The sequence below is a fragment of the Desulfothermus naphthae genome, from assembly GCF_054657475.1.
In genome coordinates this window covers 1,555,307-1,571,340 of the sequence record NZ_BAAHYQ010000001.1, presented here as the reverse complement: position 1 = coordinate 1,571,340, position 16,034 = coordinate 1,555,307, and the positions used below count along the sequence as shown (strand labels likewise).

Annotated in this window: 14 protein-coding genes; 7 read left to right on the top strand and 7 right to left on the bottom strand. The window is 33.0% G+C overall.

The features are described from left to right. Window positions 1-59 precede the first annotated feature (59 nt). The 7 genes from ftsH (at window position 60) to ACYQ1E_RS07585 (ending at window position 6,573) form a co-directional block, all read left to right on the top strand. Window positions 60-1,949: an ATP-dependent zinc metalloprotease FtsH gene (gene ftsH / locus ACYQ1E_RS07615; protein WP_459877394.1), complete on the top strand. Its 1,890-nt coding sequence runs from the start codon at window positions 60-62 to the stop codon at window positions 1,947-1,949. Window positions 1,950-1,997: 48 nt separating this feature from the next. Beyond that, the gene (locus ACYQ1E_RS07610) at window positions 1,998-2,387 is read left to right on the top strand and encodes a HEPN domain-containing protein (RefSeq protein ID WP_459877391.1); all 390 of its coding nucleotides are present in this window, start codon (window positions 1,998-2,000) and stop codon (window positions 2,385-2,387) included. After that, complete coding sequence (locus ACYQ1E_RS07605) at window positions 2,363-2,701, top strand: nucleotidyltransferase domain-containing protein (protein ID WP_459877388.1); 339 nt, start codon at window positions 2,363-2,365, stop codon at window positions 2,699-2,701. Before ACYQ1E_RS07610 ends, ACYQ1E_RS07605 begins: the two co-directional genes overlap by 25 nt. A 57-nt stretch (window positions 2,702-2,758) precedes the next feature. After that, window positions 2,759-3,601, top strand: a complete 843-nt coding sequence (gene folP, locus ACYQ1E_RS07600) for a dihydropteroate synthase (protein WP_459877386.1) — start codon at window positions 2,759-2,761, stop codon at window positions 3,599-3,601. Between the two features lie 17 nt (window positions 3,602-3,618). After that, on the top strand, window positions 3,619-4,977 hold the full coding sequence (gene glmM / locus ACYQ1E_RS07595) for a phosphoglucosamine mutase (RefSeq protein ID WP_459877383.1): 1,359 nt from the start codon (window positions 3,619-3,621) through the stop codon (window positions 4,975-4,977). A gap of 13 nt (window positions 4,978-4,990) precedes the next feature. After that, complete coding sequence (locus tag ACYQ1E_RS07590) at window positions 4,991-5,860, top strand: UTP--glucose-1-phosphate uridylyltransferase (protein WP_459877380.1); 870 nt, start codon at window positions 4,991-4,993, stop codon at window positions 5,858-5,860. Between the two features lie 68 nt (window positions 5,861-5,928). Then, window positions 5,929-6,573, top strand: coding sequence for a hypothetical protein (locus tag ACYQ1E_RS07585; protein WP_459877377.1), 645 nt, complete (start codon window positions 5,929-5,931; stop codon window positions 6,571-6,573). 101 nt (window positions 6,574-6,674) lie between these two features. Here ACYQ1E_RS07585 and ACYQ1E_RS07580 read toward each other — a convergent pair whose 3' ends face one another. The 7 genes from ACYQ1E_RS07580 to gyrA form a co-directional block, all read right to left on the bottom strand. Continuing rightward, a complete protein-coding gene (locus ACYQ1E_RS07580; protein ID WP_459877374.1) occupies window positions 6,675-7,145 on the bottom strand; it encodes a MarR family winged helix-turn-helix transcriptional regulator in 471 nt (156 codons plus the stop codon). 121 nt (window positions 7,146-7,266) lie between these two features. Continuing rightward, entirely contained in the window at window positions 7,267-8,046 is a 780-nt protein-coding gene (hisF, locus tag ACYQ1E_RS07575) for an imidazole glycerol phosphate synthase subunit HisF (RefSeq protein ID WP_459877371.1), read from the bottom strand. A gap of 26 nt (window positions 8,047-8,072) precedes the next feature. Then, window positions 8,073-8,702, bottom strand: a complete 630-nt coding sequence (gene hisH, locus ACYQ1E_RS07570; RefSeq protein WP_459877368.1) for an imidazole glycerol phosphate synthase subunit HisH — start codon at window positions 8,700-8,702, stop codon at window positions 8,073-8,075. 123 nt (window positions 8,703-8,825) lie between these two features. Beyond that, a complete protein-coding gene (amrB, locus tag ACYQ1E_RS07565) occupies window positions 8,826-9,629 on the bottom strand; it encodes an AmmeMemoRadiSam system protein B (RefSeq protein ID WP_459877365.1) in 804 nt (267 codons plus the stop codon). A gap of 23 nt (window positions 9,630-9,652) precedes the next feature. Then, on the bottom strand, window positions 9,653-12,556 hold the full coding sequence (locus ACYQ1E_RS07560; protein WP_459877362.1) for a tetratricopeptide repeat protein: 2,904 nt from the start codon (window positions 12,554-12,556) through the stop codon (window positions 9,653-9,655). Window positions 12,557-12,606: 50 nt separating this feature from the next. Next, a complete protein-coding gene (locus tag ACYQ1E_RS07555; protein ID WP_459877359.1) occupies window positions 12,607-13,605 on the bottom strand; it encodes a sigma-54 interaction domain-containing protein in 999 nt (332 codons plus the stop codon). Between the two features lie 7 nt (window positions 13,606-13,612). Beyond that, window positions 13,613-16,027: a DNA gyrase subunit A gene (gyrA, locus tag ACYQ1E_RS07550; protein WP_459877357.1), complete on the bottom strand. Its 2,415-nt coding sequence runs from the start codon at window positions 16,025-16,027 to the stop codon at window positions 13,613-13,615. Between the last annotated feature and the right edge of the window lie 7 nt (window positions 16,028-16,034).

The window sequence follows — 16,034 nt, the reverse complement described above, 5'->3', positions numbered from 1 at the left end:
GGATTGATTCTTAATGAAAATAATTTTATGTATATTTCAAAAATAAGGAGGTTTTTAGTTTGAATAACTTTGGGAAAAATTTAGTTGTCTGGATAGTAATATCTCTGGTTTTAATTGCCCTGTTTAATATGTTCAATAAGCCTGTGCCTGCACAAATGAAGATTCCCTATTCAGGGTTTGTGAAGTTAGTGAAGGAAGGAGATGTTGTTGCTGTGAGGATTGAAGGGGAAAAAGTGATTGGTAAATTGATAAATAACAACTCTTTTGTAACTTATATTCCAAATAATGATAATTCGCTAATTCCCCTTTTACTTAAAAGGGGTGTAGCCGTGGATGTTAAGCCAAAGGAGGACTCTCCCTGGTATATAACCCTTCTAGTGTCATGGTTTCCAATGTTTTTACTAATTGGAGTATGGATATTTTTCATGAGACAGATGCAGGGGGGAGTTGGTGGTAGTAAGGCCTTTTCATTTGGCAGATCTAAAGCAAGACTTCTTTCAGAGGATAATAATAAGGTCACTTTCAAAGATGTGGCTGGAGTAGAGGAGGCCAAAGAAGAACTTCAAGAAATTGTTGAGTTTTTAAAGAATCCAAAGAAGTTTACCAAGCTTGGAGGAAGGATTCCTAAAGGAGTTCTCCTTGTTGGTCCCCCTGGAACTGGAAAGACCTTGCTCGCTAGGGCGGTTGCAGGAGAAGCAGGAGTTCCTTTTTTCTCTATATCTGGTTCTGACTTTGTAGAAATGTTTGTAGGTGTTGGTGCAGCCAGGGTAAGGGACCTTTTTATGCAGGGGAAAAAAAACGCACCATGCCTCATATTTATTGATGAAATAGATGCAGTTGGCAGACAGCGTGGAGCTGGTTTAGGTGGAGGCCATGATGAAAGGGAACAAACCCTTAACCAGCTTCTGGTTGAAATGGATGGGTTTGAAACCAATGAGGGTGTTATTTTAATTGCTGCTACAAATAGACCAGATGTCTTAGACCCTGCACTCTTAAGACCTGGCAGGTTTGACAGACAAGTAGTGGTTCCAAATCCTGACCTCAAGGGAAGGCTGGAGATATTAAAGATCTATGCAAAAAAGGTTGCTATGTCTGAAGAAGTTGATCTAGAAGTCCTGGCAAGGGGAACTCCTGGTTTTTCTGGAGCAGATTTAGAGAATATGGTAAATGAAGCTGCTTTGATTGCTGCTAAGAAAAATAAGGATAAGATAGAGATGGAAGACCTTGAAGAGGCCAAAGACAAGGTGCTTATGGGAAAAGAGAGAAGGAGCGTTATATTGAGTGAAGAAGAAAAAAAGATTACCGCATACCATGAGGCAGGACATGCAGTGGTGGCTAAAGTCCTTCCAAATGCAGATCCTGTACACAAGGTCTCTATAATTCCCAGGGGCCAGGCCTTGGGCGTAACTATGCAGCTTCCATTAGATGATCGCCATAACTATACAAAGGCATATTTAGAAGACACCCTCGCAGTTCTTATGGGCGGAAGGGTATCTGAAGAGATGTTTTTAAATGAAATGACCACAGGTGCATCCAATGATTTAGATAGGGCTACAAAGATGGCAAGGAAGATGGTATGTGAGTGGGGTATGAGCGAAACCTTTGGCTCAATTGCCCTTGGAGAAAATGGACAAGAGGTATTTTTAGGAAGAGAACTTGTACAACACAAACACTATAGCGAAGAAACAGCTAGATTAATAGACAGGGAAGTTATTAAAATAGTTAAGCATGCATATGATAAGGCAAGAGATATACTGACTTCAAATCAAGACAAAATCCATATAATCGTGAAATACCTTTTAGAGAGAGAGACCTTAACTGGTGAAGAACTTAGTCTTATAATGGAAGGAAAAGAGCTACCACCACCTAAAAAGACCGAACATAAGATAGAAACAAAAGGTCAAGATGCTGAGTCAGAGGAAGAATTTTCATTGGAGGAAGAGGAGTAATAATTAAATGTGCTGACTAGAGTTTTTGCGTCGTAGCAAATAGAGAAAATGAAAAAAGAAGAACATATAAGCTATTGGTTAAAATCTGCAGAACATGATTTAGAAGTAGCAGACACTCTTTTTCAGAGTAAAAAATACGACTGGTGTCTTTTTATCGCACATTTAGTGTTAGAAAAGGTTTTAAAAGCATATTTTGTTAAACGATATAATAAATTACCGCCAAAAATTCACAATTTAATAAGATTGGCTGAAATGGCTAATCTTGAACTTACAGAAGGACAAAAAGTATTTTTGGATGAAGTAAATGATTTTAATCTTGCAATTCGTTATCCTGACTATAAATTTGAGTTTTATAAAAGATGCACTGAAGATTTCACAAAACAATATTTTAAAGGGATTAAGGAGTTTTATAAATGGCTACTGTCCCAGATCAAATAAAAAAAATTGTTTTCGAGTTTATCAATGAATTAAAAAAAAATAATATTCCTGTAGATGATGTATTTTTATTTGGCAGTTATGCAAAGGGTAATTATACTTCAAACAGTGATATAGATCTATTAGTAGTATCACCAATATTTGAAGGTAATTTAATAGAAGATAGAAAAAAAATTAGGAAATATGTATTAAAAATTAGCTCATGTTTGGAAATAATTCCATGTTCACGAGAAGAATTTCAGGATAAAACTCCTTTTATTGAAGACATAACAAAAAATGGATTAAAGATTAAATTTCCTAATGAATTGTTACAGTAGATTTACAATGGTTTATTATTAGCTGAATTTTTATCTAATAAGAAATGGAGTTTTCACATGAAAATTAATACTAAGTGGAAAATATATGGAGGAGAAGAATTAGACCTTTCAAATTATTTAGTTGTGGGTGTTTTAAATATCACTCCAGATTCCTTTTATGATGGTGGAAAATTTTTTGACCCTTCTATTGCTTTGCAACATGCTAAAGAGATGTTAGAGGATGGTGCTGATGTAATTGATATTGGAGGGGAATCTACAAGGCCTTTTTCAAAAAGAATAGATGCTCAAGAAGAATTAAGGCGGATTATGCCTGTTTTAGAAAAGTTAGTATCAGATGTAAAAGAAATAGTAGTGTCTGTTGATACATACAAGGCAAAAGTGGCAGAGCAGGCTATCTTAAAGGGAGCCAAGATAATTAATGATGTATCAGCTTGTAGATTTGACCCTGAACTTATTGATGTTATAGGTCAATATAAACCTGGATATGTGCTTATGCATTCTTTAGGCAGGCCAGAAGATATGCAAAAGGATCCAAAATATAAGGATGTTGTTGGAGAGTTGTTAGATTTTTTTGAGAAAAATTTAAAAAAATTAACAGATGCCAATTTGCCAGAAGATCATATAGTAATAGACCCTGGTATTGGGTTTGGAAAGCTACTTAAACATAATTTAGAGATATTAAAAAATATTGATAAGTTTTATAAATTGGGCAGACCTGTATTTATGGGGCTATCCAACAAATTCATGTGGGAGAATCTACTTGGCCTGCCTCCAGACAAGAGAGAGATGGCAACACAGGTGGCCACAGGACTCCTTGCATCAAAAGGTGTGCTTATCCATAGGGTACACAATGTAAAGTTGACAAGGGATACTTTAAAAATTGTAAGGTCAATTTGTTAATTTAGGAGTTGAACAAAATGACAAAGAAAGAAAATTTATTTGGTACAGACGGTGTAAGGGGGCTGGTGAACGAATTTCCTATGGAGCCAGAGATTGCTATTAGACTTGGGCTTGCAGCAGGAGAGTACTTTAGACAGGGAAAAAGAAGACATAAAGTAATTATTGGAAAGGATACCAGGCTCTCAGGCTATATATTTGAAACAGCTCTTACCTCAGGTCTATGTGCCTCAGGTATGGATGTATATCTAGTTGGGCCACTTCCTACACCAGCGATTTCTTTTTTAACCAGAAATATGAGGGCTGATTTAGGCATTGTTATTTCTGCGTCCCACAATCCATATTATGACAATGGTATAAAATTTTTTGACAGAAAGGGGTTTAAATTAAATAATGGCGCAGAAAAAGAAATATCCAAGATGGTATTGACAAAAAATAATTGGAAATACCCAAAGGCCCATGAAGTTGGACGCGCCTTTAAAATAGAAGATAGTCCAGGCAGATACATCGTTTCTCTAAAACACAGCTTTCCTTCAGAACTAACACTTGATGGAATAAAGATAGTACTTGACTGTGCCAACGGCGCCACATACAGGGTAGCACCACTGGTTTTTGAAGAGCTTGGTGCAGATGTTGTTAAAATAGGAGTGAATCCAAATGGCCTTAATATTAATGAGGAATGTGGTGCACTTTATCCAGAAAAGGTGAGAGACATGGTTTTAAAAACCGGGGCCGATATTGGAATTGCTCTTGATGGAGATGGGGATAGAGTGATACTTATAGATGAAAAGGGAAAAATTTTGGACGGGGACCAGATAATGGCATTTTGTGCAGAAGAAATGATGAAAAACCAAGAACTTGATGGTGGCAAGTTAGTTGCAACTGTGATGAGCAATATGGCTTTGGAAATATTTATGAAAGATCTTGGTGGGGAGCTTATCAGAACTCCAGTTGGAGATAGGTATGTTGTAGAGAAAATGAGGGATGTTGGGGCTGTTTTTGGTGGTGAGCAATCAGGTCATTTGATATTTTTTAAATATTCAACAACTGGAGATGGTATTTTGGCTGCACTTCAGGCATTAAAAATAATGATTAAAAACCAGAAGACATTGTCTGAATTGGCGAAACAACTTCAACTTTTTCCACAAAAATTAATAAATGTTAAAGTAGATAAAAAAATCCCCTTTGATCAAGTACCTAAGGTGATGAATGCCGTGAAATTGGCTGAAGAAAAACTAAAAGGTAAAGGAAGAGTTCTTCTTAGGTACTCTGGAACAGAGCCAAAGGCCAGGGTTATGGTTGAAGGGGAAGATGTTGAGATCGTTGAGTCCATGGCTTTGGAATTGGCAGAAATAGTCAAGGTAACTCTCAACAATTAAATAAGGAGTCTTTATGAAGATAAATAAAGTAGTGATACCTGTAGCTGGATGGGGTACAAGGTCCCTACCTGCAACAAAGAATTTACCCAAGGAAATCCTGCCTGTGTTTAAAAAGCCTGCAATTCAATATATTGTAGAAGAAGCCAAGGCAGCAGGTCTAGATAATGTCATTTTTATTACAAATAAAAATAAGAATATATTAGAAGATCATTTTGATTATAATCTCTCTTTAGAGTGGGTGTTAGAGAGAAGCGGAAAGATGGAACTTTTGCAGGAGGTGAGAAAAGTTAGTGAACTTGCCAATATTATTAGTATTAGACAAAAAAGACAATTAGGACTCGGACATGCCGTCTTATGTGCAAAAGAAGTTGTTAGAGATGAACCCTTTGCTGTTATTTTGGGAGATGACCTCTTATTTAGCAGTGTGCCTGGGATTAAACAATTAATAGAGGTGGCTGAAAAGGAAAATATGGCAGTAGTAGGGGTAATGCCTGTGGAAAAGAGCAAAGTTGATAGATATGGAATTTTAAATGCCGAGGAAATAGGACCCCACATATATAGAGTTCGTGATCTTCAGGAAAAACCAAAGATAGATGAGGCTGCATCAAATCTTGCAATTATTGGGAGATATGTACTCACCCCTGAAATATTTCATCATCTCGAAAGGATATTTGATCCAGATCAAAAAGGCGAGCTTGAACTAACTGAAGGATTGAGGTGCCTTGCCAAAGACAATAAATTGTTGGCTGTTAGGCTTCATGGTATGCGCTTTGATGTGGGTCATTGGGTTGACTACCTTACTGCAAATGTCTACTTTGCCCTCCAAGATGAGGAGTTGAGAGAGGACATTATAAATAGGCTCAGGGAGCTAATACCTTGTTAATAACTCGTTTGTGTATAACTTTTCTGTATCTCCTACTCCCCGCTATTATTTCTGGTAAACCTCCTGAGATGAAAGAGATATTTATTAATATAAAAAAGGAATACAAAGGGCTTAAATCATTTTATATGCATGTTGATTTTATAAATCTTGATGGAAGGCATATTTCGTATGATTATCTTCAAAAAGGACAAGATGTAAAGATCTTATGGAGTCAAAGCAGGAATGAGACTAGGGAAAATTTGATGTATGGTTACATAAAAAATGGAAAAATAATAAAAGATGTGCCCATTATCCCTTTGACTTTACAAGATTTTACTAATCCAGAAATAATGTTATATTCAATGAAATTAGAGAAAAGTCAGATTTCCTATGAATATGTAGATCATATTCCGTGTGTGGTAATGGGCAACACAAATAAAATATATGTTGATATTGAAAATTTTGTGATCAGAAAAAAAATAATAGAGAGTAAAGAGTATTCATTTAAGAATTTTGTACATATTGGAAACTTTTTTTTGCCAAATCAAATTGAGATTAAATGTGGAGAAAAGAGATATATTGGCCAGATTGTTTGGAAGGAAATAAATATAGAAGAGGGAATAATTTATTTACGTTCAAAAAAGAAAAGTAGAGGAGGCATAAAATCTGACGAAAATATGCCTCCTTTATTAAAATGTTTGCCCATGGCAACAAGCAGTTATTGGTTTAAATAAATAATTGCATCTGGCTTTCTCCAGCTACTTGTAAAAAGGTTGTCACATCCATATTTTTTAGTTTTAAACAATTAATATTATTAATGATTTGTACAGAAATTTTATGAACCAAACTCCTTTTTTACTATCTGCATACTCTCTATCAATTTTTCAAGATAAAAAAATACATTTGATCTTTCATTAGGACTTATGTTCTCCACTAATTTTTTGTGAATTTCCAGTCTAAACTTTTCTATATCTTCTATCTTTTTTTCACCCGCACTGGTTAAACTTAGTAGTTTTACTCTATTATCCCTAGAATCTTCTATTTTTTCAACTAAGCCTTTGGCCATCAGCCCCTTTATAATCTTGGTTATTCTGCTTTTAGCAACCTCCATTTTATTGGCCAATGTTTTTACTGTTAAATACCTCTCACCTTTAAATAGGAGCAAACAGGTAATTTCAGCATAGGGGATCCCAAATTTTTCCTTGGTATATGTGCGTTTATCGTTACAACAAGTGACAATAAAGTCTATTATCTCCCTTAACCTATGGGCTTGATACTCTATTAGCACATTATTATTGTCGTTCATGTTATGAATGATTAATAATAAAAATTAAAGATGTCAAGTTTTTTCCAATAAATCGCTCCTAAGAATTAAATCAATTTTAAATTCATTGTCTGAAGCCCTAAAAAATTGAGAAGGAAATTATTTACCATTTCATTCTAACTGGAACACCATTTTTTTGCATATATTCTTTGATTTCCTTTATTGTATATTCTCCATAATGTACAATTGAAGCAATAAGTGCAGCAGATGCCTTACCCTTTGTAACTGCATCTACCATATGTTGAGGATTTCCTGCACCTCCTGATGCAATTACTGGAATTTTCACATTTTCTGAAATAAGACCTGTCAAATTCAATTCATATCCATCTTTTGTCCCATCTGCATCAATAGAGTTTAAACATATTTCACCAGCACCTAGCCTCTCCACCTCTTTTGCCCACCAAAGGGCATCTATACCTGTTTTCTTTCTTCCTCCGTGAATAACTATTTCATAACCAGAAGGAATATCTTCTGAAACAGGTACCTTTAAAACATCCATTCCAACCACAACACATTGGGAACCAAAGGCATCTGCTCCATCCATTATAATTTTAGGATTTTTCACAGCAGCAGAATTAACAGAAATTTTTTCTGCTCCAGCCAGTAAAACATCCCGCATATCTTGAACACTGGATATTCCACCGCCAACAGAAAAAGGGATGAAAATCTGAGAAGCCACTTTTTCAACCACCTTTAACATTATCCCCCTTCCTTCATGAGAAGCGGTAATATCGTAAAAAACTATTTCATCTGCTCCTTCTATGTAATATTTTTTGGCTGACTCCACAGGGTCACCTATATCCACATTTCCTTTAAATTTTATACCCTTTGTGAGCTTTCCATCACGAACATCCAAACAGGGAATAACTCTTTTACAAAGCATCCTAACTTTACTCCATTATTCTAATTTTAATTTTTCTTACAGAAGTTATAAAAATTCTCTAAAATCTTTAGACCAAATCTACCACTCTTTTCTGGATGAAACTGCACTGCCCAAAGGGCGTCTTTGCCGAGTACTGAGCAAAATTCTACCCCATACTTAGTTGTACCAAGTACATACTCCTGTTCTGGAGAGGGATAATAGCTGTGTACAAAATAAAAATCCATGCCATCTTCAATTCCTTCAAAAATAGGGGTCTCTTTTTTTAAATAGACCTGATTCCATCCCATATGAGGTATATTTATAAAATTCCCCATCTCATCTTTTAATGACTCTGAGAACCTATTGCATGTGCCAGGAATTAGGCCTAAACAATCCGTTGAATTTTCTTCACTATATTCCAAAATAATTTGACAACCAAGACATATCCCTAAAAGGGGTTTACCCATAGCTACCTGCTCTTTTAAAATCTCATCTAATCCCTTTGATTTTAGATTTTTCATTGCAGATCCAGCCGCCCCAACACCTGGGAAAATAATTCCTATACTCTGCTTAATTTTTTTTGGATCATCAGTGATTTCATTCTCAATTCCAAGAAAGTCCAGACTCCTTTTTACACTGGTCAAATTTCCAGCAAGATAATCCACAATAGCTATCATTTGGCCTCCTTTTGTATTAAGATACCCACCTCTTTAGGACAATGCTGGTTATTGACTTCTATTATATCTTCAAATTTTCTAATAGTGAATTGATCCGGACGATATTTATTTAGAATGTGCAAACTAAAAGATCAAGACTCCAGCATAACCAACAACTCTCTCAAAATCACCTGTAATATCACCTGATGTTGTATAATCAATGAGTTCTCCCTGCTTTGCCCCTAATTTTTTAGCTGCACTAAGTCCAACAGTCATGGGAAGTATTCCGCACATAGATATATTATTTTGTGTTACTGTTGTAAATAAACCCTTAGGATCAATTTTTAAAATCTCATCAATGGCAATTTTATCTAATGTTTTAGCCCTATTGTGACTGATAAAATGGCTCATATCAGAGCTAACAATTAAACTCACATCATCTTCTTTAATTATATCAGCAATTAATTCTCCTACTTTAATCAATTTTTCTACTCTTCTTTCCATAATAGATATTGGTACTATTTTTATTTCTGGATCTATCTTCCACAAAAAAGGAAGAATAACCTCTAGAGAATGTTCCTGGAGGTGCCCAGAAAAATCAGGATTTAATTCTTCTATATTTTCTAGAAGTTCCTTGGCCAAATCTTCATTTATTTTTAAATATCCCCCTGGAATTTCCCATGTTCCCTCGTACCACAGAGAAAAATTTGTCCCAATACCTGTGTGATTTGGGCCAAGTAAGATTACATTTTTTTTAATATTGGCGTAACTAATTGTCTTTCCAGCCGTCTTACCAGAAAAAACATACCCTGCATGGGGTAACATGGCCAAAATAACATCCCTTTTATCCTCTGGAGGAACTTTAATTAAAAAGGAATCAACCATGGCCATGAGTTCATTGGGATCTCCTGGATAAAATCTGTCTGCATATACTGGTCTTCTGTTCATAACGCCTCCCAAAATAGTTAGAGTTATTGGATATATTTTTTTGCTTGTTCTCTCAGACTTACTCCCTTTAATTCATTGGAGGCCAATTTCCCATAAAAGGTATCTGGATATTTGTCTTTAATTTGTGACAACATCTTTTTCCATCTCTCTTTATATCCTGCCTTTAAGTAAAGATCTGCTAATTTATATTCAAGAGAAGGTAATAAGGGCGAATCTTTGGGTAGATATTTCTTATATCTAAGCGCCCATTCAATTGACTCTAAGGTCCTGCCAGCTCTTTCAGTCACATTAATAAGCATATTAAAACAGTCTGAAATATTGGGATTATTCTTGTCCCGTTGAAGAAAGATATCCAGGGCCTCCTGGGCATAAATATACACCTTTTCTAAATCTTCCCTGTTAAGTTCTTGCTTTGCCAAAAAATAAAAAACATATCCCCTTTGTTTTTCAGAAATATTATCATCCAGAGCAAGTTCTTTTAAATAGGGCAAAGTTTCTTCTCCCTTACCTAAATTAATCTTGGCAAGCACATAACTATATTTGAGTTGAGACCTGAGATTTGAAGTTAATCTTTTGTCTGTTAAAAATCTATCTCCTAATTCTTCAATCTCTTTCCAGGACTCACTCTCTAAATATATATTTAGCATGAGCTCAAGAGATGCCAAAAACCCTTCTTTTAAATCTGTTCTTTCAATCAAGGGGTTGGCCAATTTTAAACCTTTGGCAGGATTTCCTGTTCTCCACAAGGAGATTGCAACGGCTATTTTTGTAGATGGATCGATTTTTGATAAATCTTTATGCAAAAAATCATATTTATACCATGTGGATAGTATTAGCGAGTACATATTATCCTTTATAGCTTTTTGTATTAAAGAATTAAGAGCAACCCTTCCAACATAAATTGCCTTTTGTTTTAGATTTGAATTTGGAAACATTTCATAAAACTTTTTAACTTCTTTTAAACAATCTTGATAGTTTTTTTTCCACAAATACCACATTGACAACTTTAACTGTGCTAAAGGTGCAAGAGGACTTTTGGGATGTTTGGTAACAATTTCATTATAAATCTTAACTGGCCTTAAGTTATAGGGCCTATCAAACACTGAGAACATATCCTTAACAGTAGGTTCATCATAGATCCCTTCTTCAGCGAGTCTCATCTTTGCAATAAGTCCACCTTCTTTATCAGGATATTTAGTAGCAACATAAAGATACATCTTCTTGGCATAAGGAATCTCGCCTTTTTTTAGATAAATATCTCCTATTCTGGTCAAAATCATATCTGCATCTTCTACTTTAGCTAATATATTGTAATATTTCCAATAATATTCTAAAGAAGTATCATATTTTTTATTATACATTGCAATAAAACCAGCAAGTTTTAAAATATCAGGATCTTTTTGATAAAAAAGGGGCCATCTCTGCTCTAGGTATTTCATTACAATCCAAGATTTTTGATACATCTGAAGTTTAAATAAAACCCTTGCTAAATTCACTGCTGCATCTTTGACAGATTTACTAGATTGATATTCTTCAACAATTGTTCTAAAACTCTCCATTGCATGAATATAATCTTTTTTAAAAAGGTAATATTCACCCCAATAATAATATGCATCAGCTACATAAGAAGACTTTGGAAACTTGGTCTTTAAAAGAGCAAAATAACCTTTAGCCTCTTCAATGTTGCCAACCTTTATATTTAAATAACACAATTTAAGTAACCAAATGGGTAAATACATTGATTTTGGAAATAAATTAATTGCCTCCTGTAATATATTGGATATTTTCATGTAATTTTCTTTTAATTTGTCATTGTATATCTGAAAATATAAGTCAGACAGATAATATAATACTTCTTCTCTATATTTTGGTGGTAATCTAGCATCATTATATAAAATCTCTAAATCCTGAAGTGCAGTTTCTAATTCTCCATTATTTATTTGAAGTTTTATCTGAAAAATCTTATCTGCATAGTCAACTTTTGAAGTAGCATTTGACGGCTGTTGAGATTTTGACTCAATTGAAGGAGTACTTTTAGTTGAAAGGTTATTCTGGACTAGTTTTGTTTTATTAGCATTTTTTATAGACGATTCTCTTTTTGTGATGGTCCCATTTTCTTCTAATTTTTTTCTTTTTAAAATATTATTTTGTGATAAATTAATTTTTAGATTTATTTTTTTTCTAATTTTATAAGTATATAAAATCTTTTGTTGTTTCTTATATGAAATCTTATTTTTAATAACATTATTTTGTATTGTATCATTAAAGAATATCTTATTTGGTTTATATATTGTCGCATTTTTATTTATTTTACCTTTAATTTTCCATCCAGGTGTATTAATTGTATTTTTTATTAAATTATTTTTTAAATTACTATTTTTTATTTCATTAGTATTATTTTGCCCATTTAATAAATTATTATTTATGTCAGTTTTTACATTTGTATTTTTTGGTTGTAATCTTTCTTTTTTAATATTTAAACTATCATTATTTTCGGAAAAATATTTATTTATCTTTTTTTTAGGGATTAATAATTCTTTATTATTTATTATCTTTTGTTTAATAACGTCTATTACAATCTTATTTTCCTCTTTTAATTCAAAATATGATAATTTAAAATTTCTGTTTTTTGTCTTTATTTCGATTACTCCACTCGGATTTACTATGACCTTTGAAATCAGTAACGTATTTTTGACATCTTTAGATTTGGGAACATTTTCTTGTCTAAAAATAGAATCAGGAATAATTAATTCTATAGACAAAGGGCCATTTCTAATAACTCTATAATCTTTTGGAATTTTTTTATTAAATTTAAAGACAATTCTATCCTTATCAGGATGAACCCCCCAATAATATGTCAAAGAATAGACTATGTTCGCATTTAAAGAAAAAATTAAAAATAAAATTATTTTTATTAAAATTCCCATAGATATACTCAATGGGGTGAGTTTTTTCTATAAAAAAAATTTAGCAATAATTATACCTTAATTTTTTTCTTCTTAAGTTTCTCAATCAAGGTAGTTCTTTTTAATCCAAGTAGTTGAGCGGCCCTGTTTTTAACTCCTTTGCTTTTTTCCAGAGCTTCAACTAAGAGCCTATTTTCTATTTCCTCAAGTAATTGCTTTAAATTCATATTTAATTTTTTTAAAGTATCCAATGTTGGATAAGTAAATTCTTCAAAAACTGGAGATTTTATTTTAGTATTATCTCTGTAGATGGAGTTATTTAAAATTTTAAATGGCAAATCTTCTAGGGTAACTGTATCGTTATCACACAATATACTGAGTCTTTCCATTAAGTTTTCCAATTCCCTAACATTACCTGGCCAGGAGTAATTAAGTAGTGCCTGTTCAACTTTTTGTTCCAATCTAAATATTTTTTTATTATTTTGAGTACAAAATTTCTTTAAAAAATAATTAGCTAGAAGTAAAATATCGTCTTTTCTCTGCCTAAGCGGGGGTATAGATATATTAACTACGTTTAATCTATAAAATAAATCCTCCCTAAAATTACCTTTTTCCACTTCCTTCTCAAGGTCCTTATTTGTAGCTGCTATAATTCTTACATCTACTTTTATTGTCCTTGTTCCTCCAACTCTTTCAAATTCTTTTTCTTGTATAGCACGCAAAAGTTTCACCTGGAGATACACATCCAATTCAGCAATTTCATCCAAAAACAATGTACCACCATTGGCAAGTTCAAAGCGTCCAGGTCTAGATCTAATTGCATGGGTAAAGGCCCCTTTTTCATGACCAAATAGCTCTGATTCCAATAATTCCTTAGGGATAGCTCCACAATTTATAGGAACAAAAGGTTTGTTTGCCCTTGAACTCTTCTTATGTATTTCTCTGACAATTAATTCCTTACCTGTTCCAGACTCGCCAGTTACCAATACCGTTGCATCAGTTTTGGCTACTTTATCAACTATCTTTAAGGCCTCTTTTAAATTACGACTATTGCCTATAATTTCTTTCATATTAAATTTACTCAAAGGATATTTTATCAAATCCTATAACCTTATCACCTTGTTCAAGATTAATTAATTTAACACCTTTTGCATTTCTACCATAAATATTAATATCCTTTACTTCAATTCTTATTAACTTATTCATTTTAGTTAAAATCAAAATCTGATCAGTTTCTTTAACTAAAGTACCGCCTATAACAAATCCAGTCTTCTCAGTTGGTTTTATATTTATAATTCCTTTTCCACCCCTACTTTGTACTCTATAATTATTCAAGATTGTCCTTTTACCGCTTCCATTTTCAGTCACAGTTATTAAATAACTATCATTCTCACCATTAAGGACAACACAAGATACAACAATATCTCCCTTTCTTAAAGTAATACCTTTAACTCCCATTGCGTTTCGACCAACTTCTCTAATATCATTACATTTAAATCTAATGGCAAATCCGAGCCTGGTTAAGAGCATAATTTCACAATTATCATCTATTTCTTTTACCGCTATCAATTCATCATCCTCTCTTAAATTAATGGCAATCATCCCTCTAGAACGTATGTTTTTATAATGGGAAATACCTGTCTTTTTAACCATTCCTTTTTTTGTTACAAACAAATAGTATCGATTATCATCTAATTCTCTTTGAACCAGCGCAGTAGTTATATATTCATCATCCTCTAATGAAATTAAATTAGACACATGAGTTCCCTTTGCCCTCCTTCCAGCCTCTGGAACCTCGTACACTTTGATGCGTAACATCCTACCCTTACTAGTAAATAACAATAAATCTTCATGAGTAGTACCAATTAAAATCTCCTGAACTAAATCAGAATCACTTAGCTGAGCACCACTAATCCCTTTACCACCACGCCTCTGTTTACCAAAGGCGGAAAGTGGTGTTCTTTTTATATATCCCCTCTTTGTTAATGTTATAACCACTTCTTCATCTGGTATTAAATCAATGATATCAATATATTCAGGATCGTATTTTAATATCTCAGTTCTTCTAGGAGTTGCATATTTCTCTTTAATTTCTACAAGTTCCTTTTTTATTTCGTTCTTTAATACTTCAGGATTATTAATAATGCTTTTATAAAATTCAATTTTTTTTATAATTTCTTTATATTCCTCTATAATCTTTTCCTGTTCTAAATTTGTCAATCTCTGTAATCTCATATCCAATATTGCTTGACTCTGAACTTCAGTAAAGTCAAATCTATCTATCAATTTTACTTTTGCTTCAGATGGGGTTTTAGATTTTTTTATTATTTCAATAACTTCATCTATATTATCCAATGCCACTTTAAGCCCTTCTAATATATGTGCCCTTTTTTGTGCTTTATCTAAATCATATCTAGTTCTTCTTAAAATAACTTCCTTTCTAAAATTTAAAAATAAATTAATATATTCTTTGATATTAATCAATTTTGGTCTATTATTAACAACACAAAGAAAATTAATTCCAAAAGATGTATCTAATGGAGTATATTTATATAATCTATTAATAACAACATCGGATATTGCATTCTTTTTTAGATCAAGGACAATTCTAATACCTTTTCTATCTGACTCATCTCTTAAATCACTTACTCCGTCAATCTTGTTTTCATTTACTAGCTCTGCAATCTTTTTTAATAAATTTGACTTATTTATACCATAGGGTATCTCCGTAATTACTATACTATCATAACCTTTTTTATTAGTTTCTATATGTAACTTCGATCTAATTTTAATAGTTCCTTTACCTGTTAAATAAGCATCTCTGAGTCCTTTAATATTGTAAATATAAGCACCAGTAGGAAAATCAGGGCCTTTTATAAAATTCATTATTTTTTCTATAGGTTCATCAGGATTATCAATATAAAATAATATCCCATCTATTACCTCACCTAAATTATGAGGAGGTATATTAGTGGCCATTCCAACTGCTATTCCAGATGCTCCATTTACAATTAAATTTGGTATTTTTGTTGGCAAAACTTCAGGTTCCTTTAAAGAATTATCATAATTCGGCCTAAAATTAACAGTATCTTTTTCTATATCAGCAATAAATTCATGGGCAATTTTAGACATCCTGCATTCTGTATATCTCATTGCAGCAGGCGCATCCCCGTCAATAGAACCAAAATTTCCCTGTCCATCAATTAATGGATCCCTCATATTAAATGGCTGAGCCATTCTAACAAGGGCATCATAAACAGCAGCGTCTCCGTGTGGGTGATATTTACCTATAACATCACCAACTATCCTGGCACATTTCTTATAAGGACGATTGTAAAAATTACCCAGCTCATACATTGCATACAAAATACGTCTATGAACTGGCTTTAATCCATCCCTGACATCAGGAATAGCCCTTCCTATAATAACACTCAAAGAATATTCTAAATAAGACCTTTTTATTTCTTCCTCAATTGTAACAGTTTTAAGCACTTTGAAA

Bases quoted from the DNA above. Each gene is read 5' to 3' on its own strand.
- ACYQ1E_RS07610 (WP_459877391.1), top strand. From the start codon at position 1,998: ATGAAAAAAGAAGAACATATAAGCTATTGGTTAAAATCTGCAGAACAT.
- ACYQ1E_RS07560 (WP_459877362.1), bottom strand. From the start codon at position 12,556: ATGGGAATTTTAATAAAAATAATTTTATTTTTAATTTTTTCTTTAAAT.
- folP (WP_459877386.1), top strand. From the start codon at position 2,759: ATGAAAATTAATACTAAGTGGAAAATATATGGAGGAGAAGAATTAGAC.
- ACYQ1E_RS07555 (WP_459877359.1), bottom strand. From the start codon at position 13,605: ATGAAAGAAATTATAGGCAATAGTCGTAATTTAAAAGAGGCCTTAAAG.
- ACYQ1E_RS07585 (WP_459877377.1), top strand. From the start codon at position 5,929: ATGAAAGAGATATTTATTAATATAAAAAAGGAATACAAAGGGCTTAAA.
- ACYQ1E_RS07580 (WP_459877374.1), bottom strand. From the start codon at position 7,145: ATGAACGACAATAATAATGTGCTAATAGAGTATCAAGCCCATAGGTTA.
- hisH (WP_459877368.1), bottom strand. From the start codon at position 8,702: ATGATAGCTATTGTGGATTATCTTGCTGGAAATTTGACCAGTGTAAAA.
- ACYQ1E_RS07590 (WP_459877380.1), top strand. From the start codon at position 4,991: ATGAAGATAAATAAAGTAGTGATACCTGTAGCTGGATGGGGTACAAGG.
- hisF (WP_459877371.1), bottom strand. From the start codon at position 8,046: ATGCTTTGTAAAAGAGTTATTCCCTGTTTGGATGTTCGTGATGGAAAG.
- glmM (WP_459877383.1), top strand. From the start codon at position 3,619: ATGACAAAGAAAGAAAATTTATTTGGTACAGACGGTGTAAGGGGGCTG.
- amrB (WP_459877365.1), bottom strand. From the start codon at position 9,629: ATGAACAGAAGACCAGTATATGCAGACAGATTTTATCCAGGAGATCCC.
- ACYQ1E_RS07605 (WP_459877388.1), top strand. From the start codon at position 2,363: ATGGCTACTGTCCCAGATCAAATAAAAAAAATTGTTTTCGAGTTTATC.